Origin of the sequence: Mycobacterium sp. (assembly GCF_049647605.1) — a bacterium.
Taxonomy (GTDB): Bacteria; Actinomycetota; Actinomycetes; order Mycobacteriales; family Mycobacteriaceae; genus Mycobacterium.
Window position 1 is genome coordinate 1 of the sequence record NZ_JBARXZ010000010.1, and the last position, 20,743, is coordinate 20,743.

The 20,743-nt window shown below is 66.4% G+C and carries 17 protein-coding genes and 1 pseudogene; 10 read left to right on the forward strand and 8 right to left on the reverse strand.

Annotated features, from left to right (window positions below):
• Nucleotides 1–49: 49 nt before the first annotated feature.
• The gene (locus WBB07_RS01290) at nucleotides 50–1,306 is read right to left on the reverse strand and encodes an IS30 family transposase (protein WP_526303977.1); all 1,257 of its coding nucleotides are present in this window, start codon (nucleotides 1,304–1,306) and stop codon (nucleotides 50–52) included.
• Nucleotides 1,307–1,916: 610 nt separating this feature from the next.
• On the opposite strand from WBB07_RS01290, the gene WBB07_RS01295 reads away from it, so the two are divergent.
• From WBB07_RS01295 to WBB07_RS01305, 3 genes are all read left to right on the forward strand, one after another.
• The gene (locus tag WBB07_RS01295) at nucleotides 1,917–2,954 is read left to right on the forward strand and encodes an oxygenase MpaB family protein (RefSeq protein WP_526303979.1); all 1,038 of its coding nucleotides are present in this window, start codon (nucleotides 1,917–1,919) and stop codon (nucleotides 2,952–2,954) included.
• A gap of 42 nt (nucleotides 2,955–2,996) precedes the next feature.
• Complete coding sequence (locus tag WBB07_RS01300) at nucleotides 2,997–4,238, forward strand: acyl-CoA dehydrogenase family protein (protein ID WP_526303981.1); 1,242 nt, start codon at nucleotides 2,997–2,999, stop codon at nucleotides 4,236–4,238.
• A gap of 201 nt (nucleotides 4,239–4,439) precedes the next feature.
• Complete coding sequence (locus WBB07_RS01305) at nucleotides 4,440–4,772, forward strand: hypothetical protein (RefSeq protein WP_526303983.1); 333 nt, start codon at nucleotides 4,440–4,442, stop codon at nucleotides 4,770–4,772.
• Between the two features lie 59 nt (nucleotides 4,773–4,831).
• Here the strand turns inward: WBB07_RS01305 and WBB07_RS01310 are convergent, their stop codons facing one another.
• The 4 genes from WBB07_RS01310 to infC all read right to left on the reverse strand — a co-directional run bounded on the left by WBB07_RS01310 (nucleotide 4,832) and on the right by infC (nucleotide 6,891).
• Entirely contained in the window at nucleotides 4,832–5,605 is a 774-nt protein-coding gene (locus WBB07_RS01310; RefSeq protein WP_526304003.1) for a TrmH family RNA methyltransferase, read from the reverse strand.
• Entirely contained in the window at nucleotides 5,602–5,991 is a 390-nt protein-coding gene (gene rplT, locus WBB07_RS01315; protein WP_526303985.1) for a 50S ribosomal protein L20, read from the reverse strand. Before rplT ends, WBB07_RS01310 begins: the two co-directional genes overlap by 4 nt.
• 71 nt (nucleotides 5,992–6,062) lie before the next feature.
• Nucleotides 6,063–6,257, reverse strand: a complete 195-nt coding sequence (gene rpmI, locus WBB07_RS01320; RefSeq protein WP_526303987.1) for a 50S ribosomal protein L35 — start codon at nucleotides 6,255–6,257, stop codon at nucleotides 6,063–6,065.
• A gap of 7 nt (nucleotides 6,258–6,264) precedes the next feature.
• On the reverse strand, nucleotides 6,265–6,891 hold the full coding sequence (gene infC / locus WBB07_RS01325) for a translation initiation factor IF-3 (protein WP_526304005.1): 627 nt from the start codon (nucleotides 6,889–6,891) through the stop codon (nucleotides 6,265–6,267).
• A 258-nt stretch (nucleotides 6,892–7,149) separates the two neighbouring features.
• Here infC and WBB07_RS01330 point away from each other — a divergent pair, with 258 nt between their 5' ends.
• From WBB07_RS01330 to WBB07_RS01350, 5 genes are all read left to right on the forward strand, one after another.
• Nucleotides 7,150–7,524, forward strand: coding sequence for a DUF1844 domain-containing protein (locus WBB07_RS01330; RefSeq protein ID WP_526303989.1), 375 nt, complete (start codon nucleotides 7,150–7,152; stop codon nucleotides 7,522–7,524).
• Nucleotides 7,525–7,580: 56 nt separating this feature from the next.
• The gene (lysX, locus tag WBB07_RS01335; protein ID WP_526303991.1) at nucleotides 7,581–10,898 is read left to right on the forward strand and encodes a bifunctional lysylphosphatidylglycerol synthetase/lysine--tRNA ligase LysX; all 3,318 of its coding nucleotides are present in this window, start codon (nucleotides 7,581–7,583) and stop codon (nucleotides 10,896–10,898) included.
• A 66-nt stretch (nucleotides 10,899–10,964) separates the two neighbouring features.
• Nucleotides 10,965–12,290, forward strand: a complete 1,326-nt coding sequence (locus tag WBB07_RS01340) for an alpha/beta hydrolase (RefSeq protein ID WP_526304007.1) — start codon at nucleotides 10,965–10,967, stop codon at nucleotides 12,288–12,290.
• A 49-nt stretch (nucleotides 12,291–12,339) separates the two neighbouring features.
• Entirely contained in the window at nucleotides 12,340–12,651 is a 312-nt protein-coding gene (locus tag WBB07_RS01345; RefSeq protein ID WP_526303993.1) for a hypothetical protein, read from the forward strand.
• Nucleotides 12,648–13,853: a DNA glycosylase AlkZ-like family protein gene (locus WBB07_RS01350; RefSeq protein ID WP_526304009.1), complete on the forward strand. Its 1,206-nt coding sequence runs from the start codon at nucleotides 12,648–12,650 to the stop codon at nucleotides 13,851–13,853. The genes WBB07_RS01345 and WBB07_RS01350 overlap by 4 nt, the downstream gene beginning before the upstream one ends.
• Here WBB07_RS01350 and uvrA read toward each other — a convergent pair.
• Nucleotides 13,843–16,755, reverse strand: coding sequence for an excinuclease ABC subunit UvrA (gene uvrA, locus WBB07_RS01355; protein ID WP_526303995.1), 2,913 nt, complete (start codon nucleotides 16,753–16,755; stop codon nucleotides 13,843–13,845). The two genes, WBB07_RS01350 and uvrA, sit on opposite strands and share 11 nt — an antisense overlap.
• Before the next feature lie 131 nt (nucleotides 16,756–16,886).
• On the opposite strand from uvrA, the gene WBB07_RS01360 reads away from it, so the two are divergent.
• Nucleotides 16,887–17,564 (forward strand): MBL fold metallo-hydrolase, encoded by a 678-nt coding sequence (locus WBB07_RS01360; RefSeq protein WP_526303997.1) that lies wholly within the window; start codon nucleotides 16,887–16,889, stop codon nucleotides 17,562–17,564.
• Nucleotides 17,565–17,577: 13 nt separating this feature from the next.
• Here WBB07_RS01360 and WBB07_RS01365 read toward each other — a convergent pair whose 3' ends face one another.
• Nucleotides 17,578–18,021: a universal stress protein gene (locus WBB07_RS01365; protein ID WP_526303999.1), complete on the reverse strand. Its 444-nt coding sequence runs from the start codon at nucleotides 18,019–18,021 to the stop codon at nucleotides 17,578–17,580.
• A 325-nt stretch (nucleotides 18,022–18,346) separates the two neighbouring features.
• On the opposite strand from WBB07_RS01365, the gene WBB07_RS01370 reads away from it, so the two are divergent.
• Nucleotides 18,347–18,745 (forward strand): phage holin family protein, encoded by a 399-nt coding sequence (locus WBB07_RS01370; RefSeq protein WP_526304001.1) that lies wholly within the window; start codon nucleotides 18,347–18,349, stop codon nucleotides 18,743–18,745.
• A 28-nt stretch (nucleotides 18,746–18,773) separates the two neighbouring features.
• Here the strand turns inward: WBB07_RS01370 and WBB07_RS01375 are convergent.
• Nucleotides 18,774–20,743 (reverse strand): annotated as a pseudogene (locus WBB07_RS01375) (hypothetical protein); the annotation flags it as partial.

The following is a 20,743-nucleotide window of genomic DNA, read 5'->3' on the forward strand; positions in this document are numbered from 1 at the left end:
TGTCAGTTCCGGTCGAAAAGTGAGCAGGTGGTTCCGGGGTGGGTTCTAGTCAACGTCGCAACACTGACGGATCGTTAGAGGCTAACAGGGCGGCGAATAAGTCGGCCGGACAACGGTCTTGGAGGACCATGCGGGGCCGACCGTTGAGTTCGTGCTCGACGGCCAACAGGTGCGCCGGTAAGTGGTTAGCGAGGCTGACCCCCTTGGGGAAGTAGTCGCGCAGCAGCCCGTTGGTGTTCTCATTGGTGCCGCGTTGCCAGGGTGATCGGGAGTCGCAAAAATACACCGGCGCGCCGAGCTTGTCGGCGGTGGCGAGGTGGCGCGCCATCTCGGTGCCCTGGTCCCAGGTGATCGACCGCATCAGCTCAGACGGCAAGTCCTGCATGCGGGCCACTAAAGCGGTGTGTAGCGAGTCGGCGTCACTGCGGGCCAGGTGCACCAACCGCACCATCCGGGTCTGGCGTTCAACCAGCGTGGCGATCGCCGAGAGGTGGTTGTTTCCGATAATGAGGTCCCCTTCCCAGTGGCCGGCTTCGGACCGGTCCGGTGGCGGGAAAGGCCGGTCGTGGATCGTGAGCATCGGCTGCTGGAATCTCGGTCGCCGGCGCTGCTGGCGCTGGTGCGCCCGACGGTGATCCCGACCGGTGCGTAGCGGTGAGCGGCGGTGCGGCGCCAATGGCGAAGGTCGCATGAAGCGCGAATTCGGTTGGTAGACAGCCTGATAGATACTTTCCGTGCACAACCACATCGACGGATCGTCGGGGAAGCGCTGGCGGAGATGGCGGCTGAGTTGCTGCGGGCTCCATCGCCGAAGCAGCAGCTCGGCGACTACGGCGCCGAGGTGATCATTGGTCTCGACCCGGCGCCGGTGGTGACGTCCTCGGCGCACGGTGGCGCGACGATGAGCCTCAAAGGGCCGATATTCGCGCCCGGCTACCGAGTTGCGCCGCAGCTCCCTGGAGATCGTCGAGGGTGCTCGTTTGAGCCGACTGGCGATCGCCCGCAGACTCAGCCCGGTTTGACGCAGATCGGCGATCTCGATGCGATCGTCCTGGGACAGGTAGCGCGAGCTGACCTCGCGGACGGCCAGGCGATCCAGCGGCTCTACGAATCCGACCACGACGCCGTTGCGGTAGGTCTTGTAACCGCGGGACCAGTTCGTCCCCGCAGACCGGGATACCCCTACTTCGCGGGCCGCCGCCCGCACACTCCACCCTCGAGCCCGCAGCTCCATGAACCGCTGACGCTTAGCCGACTGCGGACGCCGACCTGGGCCTTTCTTCACACGACGCGATGATGTCAACATAACCTCCAGAATCTCGAGAGGTGTTGCGACCGCACCTAGAAACCACCCCGGAGCAGGCTGCTCAGGATTCAACCGGAGCCGACAGTTCGACGGCAGTCTCAGCGAGGGGCAACAACTGGGCTTCGGATCGCGCGAGTTCGGCAGAATGCTCCTCCCCCACGGTGGATAGTTTCTGCCGAAGATCCTCGGCCATTGAATCATCCACACTGCCCCTTATTGCGCCTGTGTCGTTCTTGTCTGTGGACGTCTGCCTGGCACCGCCCAGAGCTCATCGCCAATATCGACCGAACGCGACTCCGGTAGCGGTATCGCTCACTGGGGTAGACGAAACGACGGGGCGCTCTATCCGACTCTTGGCTTGCCTGTCGCGATCATTTTAGTACCCTAATTATACGAGATGAGGGGGCCGACTTGCACCTTCACCCACCCGAGATCGACGTCAGTCTCATATGCGTGCCCTAAAGGACATGAGTGGAACATCGAGTTTGAGAACCTACAGCGGTCAACACGATCACGGCCACCATCCCAGAGACGCAAAACGAAACCGCAATGGACAACGAAGGTTGTCAGCACTACCGTGGGCGCTATCTGGCACGAATCGGGAGGCGCGATGGACAGGCAGACTCCAGCCGATCCCCTGGGCCCGGACTCGTTGACCTGGAAGTATTTCGGTGATCTGCGCACCGGACTGCTCGGTGTCTGGATCGGCGCGATCCAGAACATGTACCCACAGCTGGGCGCCGGCGTCGAAGACCATTCGATCCTGCTACGGGAACCGCTACAGCGGGTCGCGCGCTCGGTCTACCCCATCATGGGCGTGGTCTACGACGGTGAGCGCGCCGGGCTGACCGGCGAGCAGATCAGGAACTTCCACACCACCATCAAAGGTGTAGACCCGCAGGGGCGCAGGTACCACGCCTTGAATCCGGAGACCTTCTACTGGGCGCACGCCACGTTCTTCATGTTGATCATCAACGCGGCGGAGTACTTCTGTGGTGGCCTCACCGACGCCGAGAAGCACCAACTGTTCGACGAGCATGTCCAGTGGTACCGGCTGTACGGCATGAGCATGCGTCCGGTACCGGAATCGTGGGAAGACTTCTGCCAGTACTGGGAACGCACCTGCCGTGACGAGCTGGAGCTCAACCGCGCCACGCTCGACATCTTCGACATCCGGATCCCCAAACCGAAGTTCGTGCTGATGCCGACACCGTTGTGGGATCAGCTGTTCCGGCCACTGGTGGCCGGCGAGCGCTGGATCGCCGCCGGCGTCTTCGACCCGGTGCTGCGAGAGAAAGCCGGGATGCGCTGGACGCCGGGCGACGAAATACTGCTGCGGCTGTTCGGAAAGGCCGTCGAGATCCTGTTCCTGGCGGTGCCGGACGAGATCCGGCTGCATCCGCGCGCCCTGGCGGCCTATCGGAGGGCCTCCGGTCGCGACGCCGAGGACAAACCGCTGGTGGAGGCACCGTTTTTCATGGCCCCGCCACGCGATCGCAAGGGCCTGCCGATGCACTACGTGCCGCCACGGCGGCCGGGGCTGCCCAACGTTCCCAAGGCGCTTGCCGAGCGCGCCGGGTCCCTGATGCACACGACGTTCTCACTCGCCGGAATCCGCCCCGCGCGGGGCCGGCGTTCGGCAGCATGACCTGAACAATCCACTACCTACAACCGAATCGAGAGAAACCCGATGATCGAGTGGTCCGATGTCGACCTCGCGGTACGTGACGCCGTGCGCCAATTCGTCGACAAGGAGATCCGTCCGCACGTCGACGCTCTCGAAAGCGGCGAGATGGAGCCATACCCGGTCGTCCGGAAGCTGTTCACCACCTTCGGGATCGACACGATGGCGCGCGATTCATTGGAGAAGCGGCTGGCCAAGCTGCGTAACGGTGGCGAACCGAAATCCGGCGGCGGCGGCATGTTCGGGGGCGAACAAGGCGGCATGGCCTTCGTGGTGATCAGCGAACTGTGCCGGGTGTCGATGGGTGTGGTGACCGGGATGGGCGTGAGCCTCGGCTTGACCGTGCCCACCATCATGAGCCGCGGAACGCTGGCCCAGCAGGAACGTTGGCTTCCCGAGCTGGTCACCTACGAGAAGGTCGGCGCCTGGGCCATCACCGAACCGGACTCGGGTTCCGATGCCTTTGGCGGCATGAAATCGTATGTGACCCGCGACGGCGACGATTACATCCTCAACGGGCAGAAAACGTTCATCACCAACGGACCCGACGCCGATGTTGTCGTCATCTACGCCAAGCTGGATGAGGGCGACCCGACCGTCGACAAGCGGGACCGCAAGGTCCTCACCTTCGTCCTCGACAAAGGCATGGAAGGCTTTGTCCAGTCAAAACCCTTCCGCAAGATGGGTATTCACTCGTCTCGCACCGGTGAATTGTTCTTCAACAACGTCCGGCTCGGCAAAGACCGACTGCTGGGGGAAACCGAGGGAGACTCCGACGGCGCTGATCAAGGCCGCGAAAGCGCCCGGTCCAGTTTCTCCGCCGAGCGCATCGGAGTGGCCGCCATGGCGCTGGGAGTCATCGAGGAATGCTTGCGACTGTCGGTCGACTACGCGCGGACCCGCACCCTGTGGGGCAAGGAGATCGGGCAGTTCCAGTTGATCCAGTTGAAGCTGGCGAACATGGAGGTGGCCCGGATGAATGTGCGCAACATGCTGTTCCGGGTGATCGAGGCATCTCAGAGCAACACGACGATCTCACTGGCCGAGGCGTCGGCCATCAAGTACTACTGCTCGCAGGCGGCCACCGACGTGGCGATGGACGCGGTGCAGTTGTTCGGCGGGAACGGCTACATGACCGAGTACCGAGTCGAGCAGCTGGCGCGCGATGCGAAGTCGCTGATGATCTACGCCGGGAGCAATGAAGTGCAGATCACCCACGTCGCCAAGGGGTTGCTGCGGGACTACTGACAGCCTGCAACGGCTCCGGCCGCATGGCGGCGGATCACTTGGGACGCCAATCGAGCCCAAGCGGCCGGTTTCTGCCAGCCGTGGTGCAATCTCTGCCAACCGGAAATCATGCTCTGCTGTGGGCGGTTATATCCGTCAGACCGGAACGAGAACAATCCCGAACCGATCCGAACAACCGCCAGACACGAGAGAAGCACGATCATGAACAAGTTCGGATTCGCCACAGTCGCAGCCACCGCCCTGACCGCGGGCTTCCTGAGCCTGGTCGGGCTGGCTGCCCCCGCGCTCGCGGCCCCCACCGGTGCCGGCAACGCCCAGGACACCATCTCCAGCCTGCAGCAGCAGGGCTACAAGGTTGTGGTCAACCGGCTGTCGGATTCGCCGCTGGCCCAAGCCGATGTCGTCTCCGTGGGCCAGGGTCCAACGTTCAGCCACACCAACACCAACAACGGTAACGAAGGCGGATACGGAGCCAATGCCCGCCACGAGTTCGCGCCGGAGAACACCAAGACGGTCTACGTCGTCGTCCGATAGCTCCAAGCAAAGTGCGGCCCCAGGAACCTTCCTGGGGCCGCACTTTTGGGTAAGCAGTGTTACGGCGACGCCCGGTGCGCGGCCGCACTCTGATAAAGGCAGATCGCGGCGGCCGCAGCCACATTGAGGCTCTCGGCCCCACCGGACATCGGGATGGTCACCCGCACATCAGCGGCTGCAGCGTCAGCCACCGAAAGCCCGTGCGCCTCGGACCCGAAGAGCCAGGCCGTCGGCACCGTCAAGTCAACGTCATCCAGCGATGCCTCGCCGTCGAGCGTCGCCGCCAGAACGACCAGTTTCGCGGACACCAGTTTCGAGAGCAGCTCGGCGGTGTCCGGCACTTCGATGACCGGTACGGAGAAGATGCTGCCGGCCGAGGACCGCAAGCATTTTGCGTTGTACGGATCCACACTGTTGCCGGACAGGATGAAGGCATCAGCGCCCATGGCATCGGCGATCCGGATCAGCGTGCCCGCATTACCCGGATCAGAAGTCTCGACTGCCACCGCCACCAGTTGGGGCGCTTCAAGGACATCGGCGAGCGCCACCTCGGGCTGCCGGCAGACCGCAACCAGACCAACCGGGGTGACGGTGTCCGACAGCAGTTTGGCCGCCCGGTCGGTGACCAGATGTGCGGTCGTATCGGTGAGCAGATCGGCGAAACGGAGCGCGGCTTCCTCGGTCACGAAGACCTCCTCGACGAGACCACGCCGCAACGCTGCCTCGACGAGGTTGGGACCTTCGGCGAGAAAACGTGCGGCGTGGCGACGTCCGGCGGGACGCTGCAGCTTGATCGCCGCAGCTACCCGGTTGGAGCGCTCGGTGAGCGTCAGGCAGCCTCTTCGGCGGGCGCGTTGACATCAGCAGGCAGGGCAGCCTTGGCCACCTCGGCCAGCGCGGCGAACGCAGCCGGATCGCTGACGGCGATCTCGGCGAGGTTCTTCCGGTCCACCTCGACACCGGCGGCCTTGAGGCCCTGGATGAGGCGGTTGTAGGTGATGTCGTTGGCACGTGCCGCGGCGTTGATACGCGAGATCCACAGCTTGCGGAACTCGCCCTTACGGGCGCGACGGTCCCGGTATGCGTAGGTCAATGAGTGCAGCTGCTGCTCTTTGGCCTTGCGGTAGAGCCGTGACCGCTGGCCGCGGTAGCCCTTCGACGCCTTGAGGACTGTGCGCCGCTTCTTCTGGGCGTTGACTGCGCGCTTCACGCGTGCCATGGGGTGTTCCTGTTCTATCTACGTTCGGTCAGAGAGGTTTGGTGGGCCCGGTCGGCCCTGATCCGGCTGAATCAGCCGTTGAGCATCGCGTTGACACGCTTGGTGTCGGTGCTGGCAACCACGGTCCGGCCGTCGAGACGACGGGTGCGCTTGGTGGCCTTGTGCTCGAGCAGGTGGCGACGGCCGGCCTTCTGCCGAACGATCTTGCCGGTGCCAGTGCGACGGAATCGCTTGGAGGCGCCGCTGTGGGTCTTGGCCTTGGGCATGTGATCCTCAGTTCTGCTGGGTGGTATCTGGATTGGCGGGAGGCTGCGCCTCGGTGGGTGCGGCCGCCGCGGGGCGTTGTGCAGGTGCGTCGGCGTCATGCGCCGCTTTGGCGCGAGTCTTCGCACCACGGTGAGGCGCCAACACCATCGTCATGTTGCGGCCGTCCTGCTTGGCCGACGTCTCGACGAAGCCGTAGTCCGCGACGTCGGCGCCGAGGCGCTGCAGCAGCCGGTAACCCAGCTCTGGGCGGGACTGCTCACGACCGCGGAACATGATCGTCACCTTGACCTTCGACCCTGCTTCGAGGAAGCGGACGACGTGACCCTTCTTGGTCTCGTAGTCGTGGGGATCGATCTTGGGACGCAGCTTCTGTTCCTTGACGACTGTCTGCTGCTGGTTCTTACGGGACTCGCGCTCTTTGAGTGCCGTCTCGTACTTGAACTTGCCGTAGTCCATGATCTTGCAGACCGGCGGCTTGGCGTCTGGCGCCACTTCGACAAGGTCGAGATCGGCGTCGGCAGCTACGCGCAGTGCATCTTCGATGCGCACGATGCCGACCTGCTCGCCTCCTGGTCCGATCAAACGGACTTCAGGTACGCGGATACGCTCGTTGATGCGGGTCTCAGTGCTGATGGGGCCTCCCTCGTTGTTCCACTGTGTCGTGACCGACTGGAACAGCTGGTGAACACCACATCATCAGCAAAAAAGCCCTGCATATAGCAGGGCCCAAGCCGACCGGTCGCGGACTGAACCGCCTGCGCAGAACGCAGAACTGGCATCTAGATGCCGGTGACCGGAACCGTTGAGCCATTGAGGCCAACGGTGGGAGTGGGACTCCACTTGCTGTCCCTGGCCTGAGCCGGGACGGTCGCGCATGGAAGTCTAGCAGGCATGACCGATGATCCCAGAATTGAACCGGGGCCCGCCTACGAAGGAGAGGCCGGACCGGTACGCGAACTTGCCGAGGTCCCAGCCGTCGAGGTGATCACCCGTTCGGCGGTGATGTTGATGAGCGCGGCCGCCGAGAAGCTGGGACTGTCGCATCCCGACCCCGACGACAGCCCCTACCGCGACCTCGACGAGGCACGCAGGCTGATCAACGCGCTGGCCGGCCTGGTGACTGCCTCGGTCGAGTATCTCGGTCCACACGCCGGCCCCATCCGCGACGGGCTCAAGAGTTTGCAACTGGCGTTCCGGGAGGCCAGCGCGGCACCCGAGGAGCCCGGCAAGGGTCCGGGCGAGAAGTACACCGGCCCCGTCTGGTAGCCCGTCAGAGGGTTTCTCCGCCCGATTGTCCAGACCAGCGAATATCCTCGCGGCCTATGACCATTGTCGACCGCACGGTGAACCGATTCCCGACCCGCTATCGCTGGGTTCCCGCCGCGGCTGGCTGGACGGTCGGCACCATCGCCACCCTGGCGCTGCTGGCCAGCATCTCGCCGTTGGTCAGGCACATCATCCGGGTTCCCCGCGAGTTCGTCGACGACTACATCTTCAACTTCCCGGACACCAGCTTCGCCTGGGCGTTTGTGCTGACGCTGCTGGCTGCGGCGTTGGCGGCACGCAAACGGATCGCCTGGTGGATCCTGGTGCTGTACATGATGGCCGCCGCCTTCGTGAACATCGCCGAACTCGTCAGCGGTGACGAGTCGATCCGCGAGGAACTCGGCGAGGTCATCGGGCTGGTCTTCCACGTCGCGGCCATCGCGTTCCTGGTGCTGGCGCACAAACAGTTCTGGGCCAAGGTGCGCCGGGCGGCACTGTTCAAAGCCCTGGGCACCCTGCTGGCGGGGATGACACTGGGCATCCTGGTCGGCTGGGGGCTGCTGGAGCTGTTCCCGGGCACGCTGGAGCGCGACTACCGACTGCTCTATGCCGCCAACCGGGTGGTCGCGTTTGCCGGCGTCGATCCGGGCACGTTCGACGACCAGCACCCGCATGTTGTCGTCAACGCATTGCTCGGCTTGTTCGGGGCCTTGGCGCTGATGGGCGCGGCGATCGTGCTGTTCCGCTCCCAGCAATCCGACAACGCTCTGACCGGCGAGGACGAATCGGCCATCCGGGGCCTCCTGGAGGTGTACGGCAAGAACGACTCGCTGGGTTACTTCGCGACCCGGCGCGACAAGTCGGTGGTGTTCTCCCCCGACGGCCGCGCCGCCGTCACTTACCGCGTCGAGGTCGGCGTCTGCCTGGCCAGCGGTGACCCGGTGGGCGACCCGCGCGCCTGGCCCGGCGCCATCGAGGCCTGGCTGCGGCTGTGTGAGACCTACGGTTGGGCGCCCGGAGTGATGGGCGCCAGCGCCACCGCCGCACAGGCTTTTGGCGACGCCGGACTGCACGCCCTCGAACTCGGCGACGAGGCCATCCTGTACCCCGACAGGTTCAAGCTGTCCGGCCCGGATATGAAGCCGGTACGCCAGGCCGTCACCCGCGCCCGTCGCGCCGGGCTGACGGTGCGTCTGCGCCGCCACCGGGAGCTGTCGGCCGCCGAGATGGCAGAGGTCATCGTGCGCGCGGACGACTGGCGGGACACCGAAACCGAACGCGGCTTCTCCATGGCGCTGGGCCGCCTGGGAGACGCGGCCGACTCCGACTGCCTTCTGGCCGAGGCCGTCACCGACAGCGGTGACGTGGTGGCGATGCTGTCGCTGGTGCCGTGGGGCAGCAACGGTGTCTCACTCGATGTGATGCGGCGATCTCCCCAATCACCGAACGGCACGATCGAACTGATGGTCAGCGAGCTCTGCCTGCAGGGCGAGAGCCACGGGATCACCCGCATCTCACTGAACTTCGCGATGTTCCGGTCGGCGTTCGAGGAAGGCGCGCAGCTGGGAGCCGGCCCGGTGGCCCGGTTGTGGCGGGCGCTTCTGGTCTTCTTCTCCCGGTGGTGGCAGCTCGAGACGCTGTACCGGTCCAACATGAAGTACCAGCCAGAATGGGTGCCGCGCTTCGCCTGCTACGAAGATGCCCGCTTGGTGCCACGCGTCGGCGTGGCCTCGGTGATCGCCGAGGGATTCCTGATCCTGCCGTTCAGTCGCCGCGACAAGCAGCACACCGGGCAGCGCTCGGCGGTACCCGAAGCACTGGTTCGGACCGGCGCATTGCACGACGACGGGTCCACTCCCGACGCCGCGGCGCTACCGCCAGATTTCACCGAAGCGCCGAGCGTCCCCCGCCTGCCCGAGCAGGTGCGGGTCCGGATGGCAAAGCTGAAGTCCCTGCAGGACAGTGGAGTTGACGCCTACCCCGTCGGGCAGGCACCCAGTCACACAGTCACGCAAGCGCTGAACTGCCCCGACGGCACTGCCGTCACCGTGGCGGGACGTATTCTGCGGCTGCGCGACTACGGCGGTGTGCTGTTCGCCCAGCTGCGCGACTGGTCGGGTGAAACGCAAGTGCTACTGGACAATTCACAGCTCAGCGAGGGAAGCAACGCCGACTTCACCGCCGCCATCGACCTCGGAGACCTCGTCGAGGTCACCGGTGTCATGGGCGTCAGCAACTCCGGAACCCGTTCGGTGCTGGTCCACCGGTGGCGGCTGATCGGCAAATGCCTGCGGCCGCTGCCGGACAAGTGGAAGGGCCTGACCGACCAGGAGGCCCGGGTGCGGGCCCGGTACGTCGACCTGGCCATCAACACCGAGTCCCGCGATCTGATCCGGGCGCGCAGTCAGGTACTGCACTCGATCCGGGAAACATTGTTCGACAAGGGTTTCCTCGAGGTCGAAACCCCGATCCTGCAGCAGATCCACGGTGGCGCCAACGCGCGGCCATTCACCACCCACATCAACGCCTACGATCTGGACCTGTATCTGCGGATCGCGCCGGAGCTGTATCTCAAGCGGCTGTGTGTGGGTGGCGTCGAGCGGGTCTTCGAGCTCGGGCGGGCGTTCCGCAACGAGGGCGTCGACTTCAGCCACAACCCCGAGTTCACTCTGTTGGAGGCCTATCAGGCCCACGCCGACTACCTGGTGTGGATCGACGGTTGCCGCGAACTGATCCAGAACGCGGCCCAGGCCGCCAACGGGGCGCATGTGGTGATGCGGCCGAAACCGGGCAGCACCGATGGCCGCCTCGAACCGGTGGACATTTCCGGGCAGTGGGCGGTCAAGACCGTGCACGACGCGGTGTCCGAGGCCCTGGGCGAACAGGTCGACGTCGACACCGGCGTCCCGGCCCTCCGCAAGCTGTGCGACGCGGCGGGCATTCCGTACCAGACGCATTGGGACGCCGGCGCGGTCGTGTTGGAGATGTACGAACATCTGGTGGAGGACCGCACCGAGGCACCGACGTTCTACACCGATTTCCCGGCCTCGGTGTCACCACTGACCCGCCCCCATCGCAGCAAGCCCGGTGTGGCAGAGCGCTGGGACCTGGTGGCCTGGGGTGTCGAACTGGGCACTGCGTACAGCGAACTGACCGATCCGGTGCTGCAGCGCCGGCGCCTGCACGAGCAGTCGATGCTGGCTGCCGGCGGCGACCCCGAAGCCATGGAACTCGACGAGGACTTCTTGCAGGCACTGGAGTACGCGATGCCGCCGACGGGTGGCCTCGGAATGGGTGTGGACCGGATCGTGATGCTGATCACGGGTCGCAGCATCCGCGAGACCTTGCCGTTCCCGTTGGCAAAACCGCGATAGATCTCAGCGCCCTCCCAGCCCTCGATCAGGATCACGATTCACGATGATTCTGTGTCGCTTTCGTTGATGCATGGGGTACTGCCCACGGCAGTGCAGGTGATAGCCGCTGCGGCGGTGGTGGGTGCGGTCGGCTGGCGGACGCGCCGGTGGCGCCGCGCGCTCCTGCCGGTCGCGGTGCTGGTCGGTATCGCCGTGGTGGTGTGGGCCCACTGGTTTGTCGTGGACCAAGGCTGGGCCGGTACGCCGGCACCGGCGGGTCTGTGGGCGTGGGTCGCGGTGAGCGGCCTGGCGGTCACGGTGGTGGTCCTCGGCTGGCGCAGCGCCGGAGTGTGGCGGCGGGTGGTGTCGGTGCTGGCGGTGCCGTTGTGTGTGCTCAGCGCCGCGCTGTCGGTGAACCTGTGGGTGGGTTACGTCCCCGATGTGCAGGCGGCCTGGAATCAGATCAACGCCGGCCCGCTGCCAGATCAGACGGACTCCTCCGGGGTCACCGCACTCGCCGCGCACAGTCAGCAGGCACACACGCTACCGCCGAGAGGCAGCGTCATCTCGGTCAGCATCCCCGGAGACGCGTCGCGGTTCCCGCATCGCAGCGAGCTGGTCTACCTGCCGCCCGCGTGGTTCGCCTCCTCGCCGCCCCCAGCCCTGCCGGCGGTCATGATGATCGGCGGCGAGTTCAACACCCCGGCTGACTGGGTGCGGGCCGGCAACGCGATCACCACCATCGATACTTTCGCCGCGGCTCACCACGGCAATGCGCCGGTATTCGTTTTTGCCGATGCGGTGGGCACGTTCCACAACGACACCGAATGTGTCAATGGGCCGCGCGGCAACGCCGCCGACCACCTCACCAAAGATGTTGTCCCCTACCTTGTTTCTCACTTCGGGACGAGCACGGATCGGTCGAACTGGGCAGTGGCCGGATGGTCGATGGGCGGCACCTGCGCCGTCGACCTCGCGAGCATGCATCCCGATCAGTTCAGCGTGTTCGAGGACATCGCCGGGGATCTGGCGCCGAACGCCGGTACCCCGGCGCAGACGCTGACCCGGCTCTACGGCGGTGACACCGCCTCCCAGGCGAGCTTCGACCCGGTGACGGCGCTGACCCGCCACGGTGTGTATGCCGGCGAAACCGGAATGTTTGTCAGCCCCATGGCCAGCTTCGGTCAGGCGAGCCAGGCCGATGCCGCCCAGAAGTTGTGTGCAACCGGCCGGTCTGTCGGCATCGACTGTGCGGTGGTGCCCCAGCCCGGAAGTCACGATTGGCCGTTCGCCTCCGCCGCATTCGCCCAGTCCTTGCCTTGGCTGGCCGGTGCCGTCCACACCCCCGATGTCCCGCCGGTTCCGTTGCCCGGCGCCCCGGCCGCCATCGACGCCGCGTTTCACGCCACCTGACAGAGCGCCGGGAGGCTGCGGTGTCACCGCTCGGCGGTACCGTGGGCTGATGCCCGACAAACCGCTCGAGGATGCCGAAATCGTCGATGCCGAAGTGCTGCCGCCGGAGCCCGCCGTCGCGGTGCCGGCCGAGCCCATCGGCATCGGGCCCGACGCCGGGTACACCGCCGGCGGCGTTCCCACCTTCGAGTCGGTCCGCGAGAAGATCGAGACCCGCTTCGGTACCGCGATGGGCTCTGCCGAGCTGGATGCCGAAACGCCCGAAGGTCGCAGTGTCGACCAGCAGTACGAGGCTCGCCAGCGGGCCGCCGCTGAGCGGTTGGCACAGATCCGCGCCCAGATGAAGTCCGAAGACAGCTGAGAACATTCAGCGTCGCCGAGCGGCGGGCACGGCTGGCACACCGGCACTTTCTCGGGACCCCCGATGAGATACCGCCGATCCCGGAGATGACGGGCGCCCTGGTCGGCTGGCACGCCACCGACCCGACCACGCCGTACCTGTCGCTGTGGGCCCGTCGGCCCGACTTCACCATCGCCGCGCTGGACGCCGAAATGTACCAGCACCGGAGCTTGGTCAAACAGCTTGCGATGCGGCGGACCTTGTGGCTGATCCCCTCCCCTGACCTGGCGGCGGTGCTGCCCGGCGCCAGCGACCGAGTGGCTGCCAACGAACGCCGACGGCTCATCGCCGATATCGAATCCGCCGGTGTCGCAGCGGACGGTGCGGCGTGGCTGGACACCGCCGCGGCGGCGGTACTGGAGCATCTGGGTGAGCACGGTGAGGCCAGCACCACCGAACTGCGGACCGCGCTACCCGAGTTGACCGGCACCTACGACCCGGCGCCCGGAAAGACCTGGGGCGGAATCGGTCACGTGGCACCACGCGTCATGACGGTGTTGTCGGTCAGCGGCGCCATCGTCCGCGGCCCCAACGCGGGTTCGTGGGTGACCTCACGCCCACGGTGGGTCAGCACGGAGAACTGGCTGGGGCCGATCGAGCGGCTGCCCGCCGAGCAGGCGCATGCCGAGCTGGTGCGGAGCTGGCTGCACGCCTTTGGTCCGGCCAGCCTCACCGATCTGAAGTGGTGGTTCGGCAGCACCCTGACCGCCAGCCGGGCCGCGCTCGCCGCCGTCGGTGCGGTCGCAGTCGACATGGACGGCACTCCGGGATACGCCCTGGCCGATGACCTGGAACCGGTGAGCACCCCGGACCCGTGGGTGGCGCTGCTACCCAGCCTCGACGTCACCACCATGGGCTGGGTGGAACGGGACTGGTACATCGGCGCGCACCGCAGCCAAGTGTTCGACACCAACGGCAATGCCGGACCCACCGTCTGGTTCAACGGACGGGTCATCGGCGCCTGGAGTCAGGACAGCAGCGCGCGGGTACAGCTGCACCTGATCGAGGACCCCGGCGCCCCGGCGCGGAAAGCATTGGACCGCAAGGCAACCGAGCTCACCGATTGGCTGGCCGGCACCAAGGTCAGCCCACGGTTCCCGTCGCCACTGTCGAAAGCGATCGCATCGAAAACGATCGCGTCGACAACGGCCGCTAAGCGCTGACCTTGCGTTTCCGCGGCGCCCGCTTCGGGGCCGGCTTGCTCACCGGTGCCTCGAGCACCTCACGCAGGAACTTCCCCGTGTAGCTCTCCGGCACGGCCGCAATGTCTTCGGGCGCCCCCTGGGCGACGACGGTGCCGCCGCCGGACCCACCCTCGGGTCCCATGTCGATGATCCAGTCCGAGGTCTTGATGACATCCAAGTTGTGCTCGATGACGATCACCGAGTTGCCCTTGTCGACAAGACCGTTGATCACCTTCAACAGCTTGCGGATGTCCTCGAAGTGCAGACCGGTGGTCGGCTCGTCGAGGATGTACACAGTGCGACCGGTGGAGCGTTTCTGCAGTTCGGCGGCCAGCTTGACGCGCTGGGCCTCGCCACCGGACAGGGTGGGCGCGGGCTGCCCCAGCCGGACATAGCCGAGCCCGACGTCCACCAGCGTCTTGAGGTAGCGGTGGATCGAGCTGATGGGCTCGAAGAACTCCGTCGCCACCTCGATCGGCATGTCGAGCACCTCGGAGATGGTCTTGCCCTTGTAGTGCACCTCGAGGGTTTCCCGGTTGTACCGCGCACCGTGGCACACCTCGCACGGCACGTACACGTCGGGCAGGAAGTTCATCTCGATCTTGATGGTGCCGTCACCCGAGCAGGCCTCGCAGCGGCCACCTTTGACGTTGAACGAGAACCGGCCCGGCTGGTAACCGCGAACCTTGGCCTCGGTGGTGGCCGCGAACAGCGTGCGGATCTTGTCGAACACACCGGTGTAGGTCGCCGGATTGGACCGCGGTGTGCGACCGATCGGCGACTGGTCGACGCGGACCAACTTGTCGAGGTGATCGAGTCCGTTGATTCGGGTGTGCCGACCCGGCACCTGGCGGGCGCCGTTGAGCTTGTTCGCCAGCACCGTGGCCAGGATGTCGTTGACCAGCGTCGACTTACCCGACCCGGACACACCGGTCACCGACGTGAGCACGCCCAGGGGGAACGCGACGTCGATCTCCTGGAGATTGTGCTCACGGGCGCCGACCACCGTCAGCTGGCGTTTGTGGTCCACCGGACGCCGGATTTCCGGCACCTCGATGCTCTCCCGGCCCGCCAGGTAGGCACCGGTGATCGACTTCGGGTTCTTCAGCAAATCGGCGTAGGTACCGCTGTGTACGACCATGCCGCCGTGTTCACCGGCCGCGGGGCCGATGTCGACCACCCAGTCGGCGTGCGCGATGGTGTCTTCGTCATGCTCGACCACAATCAGCGTGTTGCCGAGATCCCGCAGGCGCGTGAGGGTTTCGATCAGTCGACGGTTGTCGCGCTGATGCAGGCCGATGGACGGCTCGTCGAGGACGTAGAGCACGCCGGCCAGACCGGAACCGATCTGGGTGGCCAGCCGGATACGTTGTGCCTCGCCGCCGGACAGCGTTCCCGCAGCCCGCTCCAACGACAGGTAGTCCAGTCCGACGTCGAGCAGGAAGCCAAGCCTGGACTGCACCTCCTTGAGCACCTGTCCCGCGATCGCGGCCTCACGCGGACCGAGGGTGAGCGCGTTCAGGAAGTCCGAGCAGTCGGCGATGGACAGCGCACATACCTCGGCGATCGACTTGCCGCCCCAGTCCCCCGCCGCCAGCGTGACCGCCAGGATCTCGGGTTTGAGGCGGGTGCCGTTGCACTCCGGGCACGGGACATCGCGCATGAACCCGTCGTAACGTTCCTTCATCTGCTCGGAGTCGGTCTGCTCCATCCGGCGCTGCAGGAACGCCATCACGCCTTCGAAGTCGGCGTAGTAGGACCGGGTGCGCCCGTAACGGTTCTTGTACTTGACGTGCACCTGATGGTCGGAGCCTTCGAGGATGGCTTTGCGGGCCTTGGCCGGCAACTTCTTCCACGGAGTGTTGACGTCGAAGCCCATCGCATCACCCAGACCGGACATCATCCGGGTGAAGTACTCGGAGGTCTGGCCCATGGACCACGGGGCCACCGCGCCCTCGGCCAAGGTCAGATCCGGATCGGGCACCACGAGTTCGGGGTCGACTTCCTTGCGGATACCCAGCCCGGTGCACTCGGGGCAGGCGCCGTAGGGCGAGTTGAAGGAGAACGACCGCGGTTCCAGGTCGTCGACGGCCAACGCGTGGCCGTTGGGGCAGGCCAGTTTCTCGGAGAACCGCTGTTCGCGGTGCTCCGCACCCTCTTCCTGGTCGACAAACTCGAGGACGACGATGCCGTCCGCCAGACCGAGCGCGGTCTCCACCGAATCCGTCAGGCGCTGCTTCGAGGATGCTTTGACGGTGAGGCGGTCGACGACGACCTCGATGTCGTGCTTTTCCTGCTTCTTGAGCTTGGGCGGATCGGTGAGCGGATGCACCGTGCCGTCGACCCGGACACGGCTGTAGCCCTGGGTGTTGAGCTTTTCGAAGAGGTCGACGAACTCACCCTTGCGGGTGCGGACCACCGGCGCGAGCACCTGGAAACGGATGCCCTCCTCCATGGCCAACACCTGGTCGACGATCTGCTGCGGGGTCTGCTTGGCGATCTTCTCGCCGCAGACCGGGCAGTGCGGGCTACCGGCGCGTGCGTACAGCAACCGCAGGTAGTCGTAGACCTCGGTGATGGTGCCGACGGTGGACCGCGGGTTGCGGTTGGTCGACTTCTGGTCGATGGACACCGCCGGGGACAAACCCTCGATGAAGTCGACATCGGGCTTGTCCATCTGTCCCAGGAACTGGCGCGCGTACGCCGACAGCGATTCCACATAGCGACGCTGACCTTCGGCGAAGATCGTGTCGAACGCCAGCGACGACTTACCCGATCCCGACAGCCCGGTGAAGACGATCAGGGAGTCGCGCGGCAGGTCGAGGTCGATACTGCGCAGGTTGTGCTCGCGCGCACCCTTGACGATCAGGCGCTCTGCCACCCGGTACCTTTCAGCTTGTTTCTGCAGTTCGTAGGGCCGAGCCTCGATGTCCGAGAGACCGGCCGCACGCGTTGGCGTCCATGCTATGTCTCCCCACCGACAAGTTTCCCCCGCCCAGTAACGTGACTGCCATGACGCTCATCGACGATCAGTACACCGGCCACGTCGAATCCGGCACCGCAGCCCGCCGCACGCTGCCCGGCGCCTCGATCGTGAAGGTGTCGGTGGGTCCCATGGACAACAACGCCTACGTGGTGACCTGTTCCCGCACCGGCCAGTCGTTACTCATCGATGCGGCCAACGACGCTGACACCCTGCTCGGCATCGTCCGGGAGCACGCCCCGAACCTGGCTTTGATCGTCACCACCCACCAGCACTTCGACCATTGGCAGGCGCTGGAAGCGCTCGCCTCGGGAACCAGCGCACCCACGGCAGCCAGCGAGGTCGACGGCCGGGAACTCCCCGTGACGCCGGATCGGCACCTCGCCGACGGCGACACCGTGACCGTCGGCGACCTGTCCTTCGACGTCATCACCCTGCGCGGGCACACCCCGGCGTCGGTGGCGCTGGCGTTGTCCGGTGAGGCCACCGGCGGCGTGACGCAGCTGTTCACCGGCGACTGCCTGTTCCCCGGTGGGATCGGCAAGACCTGGCAGCCCGGTGACTTCGAGATCCTGCTCGACGATGTCGCCACCAAGGTCTTCGACCGATTCGGTGACGACACGATCGTCTACCCGGGGCACGGCGACGACACCACGCTCGGTGCCGAGCGGCCGCACCTCGGCGAATGGCGTACCCGGGGCTGGTGAGCCCCGCCTGGGACTAGGTGGTGTGAACGATCAGCACATCGGTCTTGGATCGACGCGCCACGTTGGCCGGGACCGAACCCAGCAACCGGCCCGCGATGGTGCTCAAACCGACGTTGCCGACGACCAACAGGTCCGCCTTGACCTCTTCGGCGAGTTCGACGAGTGCATCGACGGGCGCGCCGACAATCGGACGTTCCTCGACGTTGGCGGCGCCGGCTGCCTTCGCGCGGTCCTTGGCTTCCCGCAGGATCGCGTAGATCGGCGCGTTGCCGGAGACCTTGTAGGCCTCATCCTTGAGCACATCCACACCGCGGGAGTCCTCGGCCGACGGGAAGTATGCGGTGGCCACGATGACCTTCGCGTCCGGGCCCGAAGCGAGGGCACCCGCCCGGTCGACGGCACGCAGCGACGAATCCGAGCCGTCCGTGCCGACCACCACGGTCTTGTAGCCGCTCATCCATACCCTCCAAGTGTTCGGTATCGGTTACAACGCCAACCCGCACAGTAACCCGTCGGGGGTCGGCTCAGACATGGATTCCAGACACCCCGACGGGGACGGGATCCGCTTTCCGGTGCGCGACCTGCACCGAAGTGACAAACCAACCGTTTGGGTGAGCTTGCTGACACGTGACCGGCATCGCAGGTCCGAGGGTTGCCCACGCCACACCCCGGCGCACCGGGTGAGGCGAGTCGCAACACGAAAGGCGTTGCGCACCAGCCACATCGCCAAGGACCTCCGGCGACGTCGATACCGGGAACGGCGACCGTGCCAAGATCATCGCATGACGCTCTTCCTGATCCGTTCCGCACTCACCGGTTTTGCACTGTGGGTCGTCACGTTGGTGGTGCCCGGAATCAGCTTTGTCGGTGGCGATAGCACCGCGACGCGGGTCGGCATCATCTTGGTGGTCGCCATCATCTTCGGCCTGGTCAACGCGATCATCAAACCGATCGTGCAGCTGATCGCCCTGCCGCTCTACATCCTGACGCTCGGCCTGATCCATGTCGTGATCAATGCACTGATGCTGTGGATCACGTCGTGGATCACCCGCAACACCACCCATTGGGGCCTGGATGTCGACGAGTTCTGGTGGACCGCCATCTGGGGCGCCATCGTGCTGTCGCTGGTCAGTTGGGCACTGTCGCTGTTGATCCGGGACACCACCCGCAGCGGTCAGTAACAACCGCCGCGGGTGGCGCCGCCACACCTCAGCCCCAGTCGTCGCGCCGATCCGCCGGCGGGGTGGCCGGCAGGCTGTGGCCGTCGGCGCCCTTGGCGGTGGCCGACCATCCGGTGCCCTCACAGATGAAGTCCGTGGGGATCAGCGGGATGTTGTCGGGCAGCGGCACCGGGAAGTTGCGCACCTCAGGCAGATCCAGTCCCGGCGTCGGGAACAGACTGGCGAATCCCGATGCCGACGCGGGCGGGGCACCAAGGGTCGGCTGCGGCAGCACATTCGTCAACCATGAGGTCGTGGTGCCCAGCACCGGCAGCACGCCGGGAGGAAGCTGCGCGGACGAATCGAAGATCTGCGCGCCCGGAGCACCCGGTCCTGGGGGAATCACGCCCGGCACACCGGTATTCACACCGCCCCCGGGCACACCCGGCGCCGGCGGAGTCGAGATCTGAATTCCGGTCGGGATGTCGGTTCCGGGTACGCCCGGTCCCGGCGGGGTCACGCCCGGCACACCGGTGTTCACGCCACCGCCCGGCAGACCCGGTCCCGGCGGAGTCACGCCCGGCACACCGGTATTCACACCGCCCCCGGGCACACCCGGCCCCGGCGGAGTCGAGATCTGAATCCCGGTCGGGATGCCCGCGGGGGGTCCGCCAGGAGCCGGCGGAGTCACCCCGGGGATGCCGCCGCCAAAGCCACCACCGGGTCCCGGAGGTCCGGGGGGCGCCACGACGGCGCCCGCGTCGACGATCGGCGCACCGGGGGCGGGCGGAGCCGGAGGGGCAACTCCCCCACCGGAATTCGCGACCGGAATGGCATCCGCGGGCAGTGCGCCAGGTCCGGCACCGGCACCGCCACCGGCACCTTCCAGCGGAGCGCCGCCACCGACACCGGCAGGCGGGCCTGCGAGCGCGGAGGCATCGTCGATCGGCGCGCCACCGGGGGGCAGTGCTCCTGCTCCGCCGCCGGCATCGCTGATCGGCGCTCCCGGCACCGGAGGTGTCGGGGGAACTACGCCTCCGCCGGGATTACCCAGCGGCACAGCGGGAGTGCCCGGTCCTGGAGGCAACACGCCACCACCGTTGTCCACCACCGGCGCACCGGGAGTACCCGGCCCCGGAGGCAACACGCCACCACCGTTGTCCACCACCGGCACACCAGGAGTACCCGGCCCCGGAGGGGTCACGAGGTTCCCGGTCTCGACGACCGGTGCGCCCGGGACACCGGGCGCGGGCGGGGTGACCACACCCCCGTTGTCGACCACGGGGGCTCCGGGGGTACCCGGAACCGGCGGGGTCACGACGCCACCGTTGTCGACGATCGGCAGACCGGGGTCGCCGACGGCCGGCGGTGTGACGATGTTGCCGGACTCGAGAGCCGGCACGCCGGGGTTACCCGGAAGCGGTGGGATGGAGACGTTTCCGCCGTCGAGGCTCGGCACGCCGGGGGTACCCGGCACCGGCGGCACCTCGATGCCACCGAAATCGATGGTCGGCACTTCGGGAGTGCGCGGCACCGGCGGGTTCGAGATGTTGCCGGTTTCGATGATCGGGGTCCCCGGGGTACCTGGGGTACCCGGGGTCACGATCTGGTGGGTCTCGATGATCGGCTCGCCGGGGGTTCCCGGCGCCGGCGGTGTGACGATGTTGTCGTTGTCGACGACCGGCACGCCGGGGGTTCCCGGTGCCGGAGGCGTGACGATGTTGCCGGTCTCGACGACCGGCACGCCGGGGGTTCCCGGTGCCGGCGGGGTCACGATGTTGCCGGTCTCCACGATCGGTGCACCGGGGGTTCCGGGCGCCGGCGGGGTCACAACGGCGCCGCTGTCGACGACGGGTGCACCGGGGGCGCCCGGACCCGGAGGCAACGCGCCGCCACCGTTATCCACCACCGGCACACCAGGAGCACCCGGACCCGGAGGCAACACACCACCACCGTTATCCACCACCGGCACACCAGGAGCACCCGGACCCGGAGGCAACACACCACCACCGTTATCCA

Excerpts from the sequence above, each read along its gene's own strand:
- WBB07_RS01290 (WP_526303977.1), bottom strand. The coding sequence starts at position 1,306 with ATGTTGACATCATCGCGTCGTGTGAAGAAAGGCCCAGGTCGGCGTCCG.
- WBB07_RS01295 (WP_526303979.1), top strand. The coding sequence starts at position 1,917 with ATGGACAGGCAGACTCCAGCCGATCCCCTGGGCCCGGACTCGTTGACC.
- WBB07_RS01300 (WP_526303981.1), top strand. The coding sequence starts at position 2,997 with ATGATCGAGTGGTCCGATGTCGACCTCGCGGTACGTGACGCCGTGCGC.
- WBB07_RS01305 (WP_526303983.1), top strand. The coding sequence starts at position 4,440 with ATGAACAAGTTCGGATTCGCCACAGTCGCAGCCACCGCCCTGACCGCG.
- rplT (WP_526303985.1), bottom strand. The coding sequence starts at position 5,991 with ATGGCACGCGTGAAGCGCGCAGTCAACGCCCAGAAGAAGCGGCGCACA.
- rpmI (WP_526303987.1), bottom strand. The coding sequence starts at position 6,257 with ATGCCCAAGGCCAAGACCCACAGCGGCGCCTCCAAGCGATTCCGTCGC.
- WBB07_RS01330 (WP_526303989.1), top strand. The coding sequence starts at position 7,150 with ATGACCGATGATCCCAGAATTGAACCGGGGCCCGCCTACGAAGGAGAG.
- lysX (WP_526303991.1), top strand. The coding sequence starts at position 7,581 with ATGACCATTGTCGACCGCACGGTGAACCGATTCCCGACCCGCTATCGC.
- WBB07_RS01340 (WP_526304007.1), top strand. The coding sequence starts at position 10,965 with ATGCATGGGGTACTGCCCACGGCAGTGCAGGTGATAGCCGCTGCGGCG.
- WBB07_RS01345 (WP_526303993.1), top strand. The coding sequence starts at position 12,340 with ATGCCCGACAAACCGCTCGAGGATGCCGAAATCGTCGATGCCGAAGTG.
- WBB07_RS01360 (WP_526303997.1), top strand. The coding sequence starts at position 16,887 with ATGACGCTCATCGACGATCAGTACACCGGCCACGTCGAATCCGGCACC.
- WBB07_RS01365 (WP_526303999.1), bottom strand. The coding sequence starts at position 18,021 with ATGAGCGGCTACAAGACCGTGGTGGTCGGCACGGACGGCTCGGATTCG.
- WBB07_RS01370 (WP_526304001.1), top strand. The coding sequence starts at position 18,347 with ATGACGCTCTTCCTGATCCGTTCCGCACTCACCGGTTTTGCACTGTGG.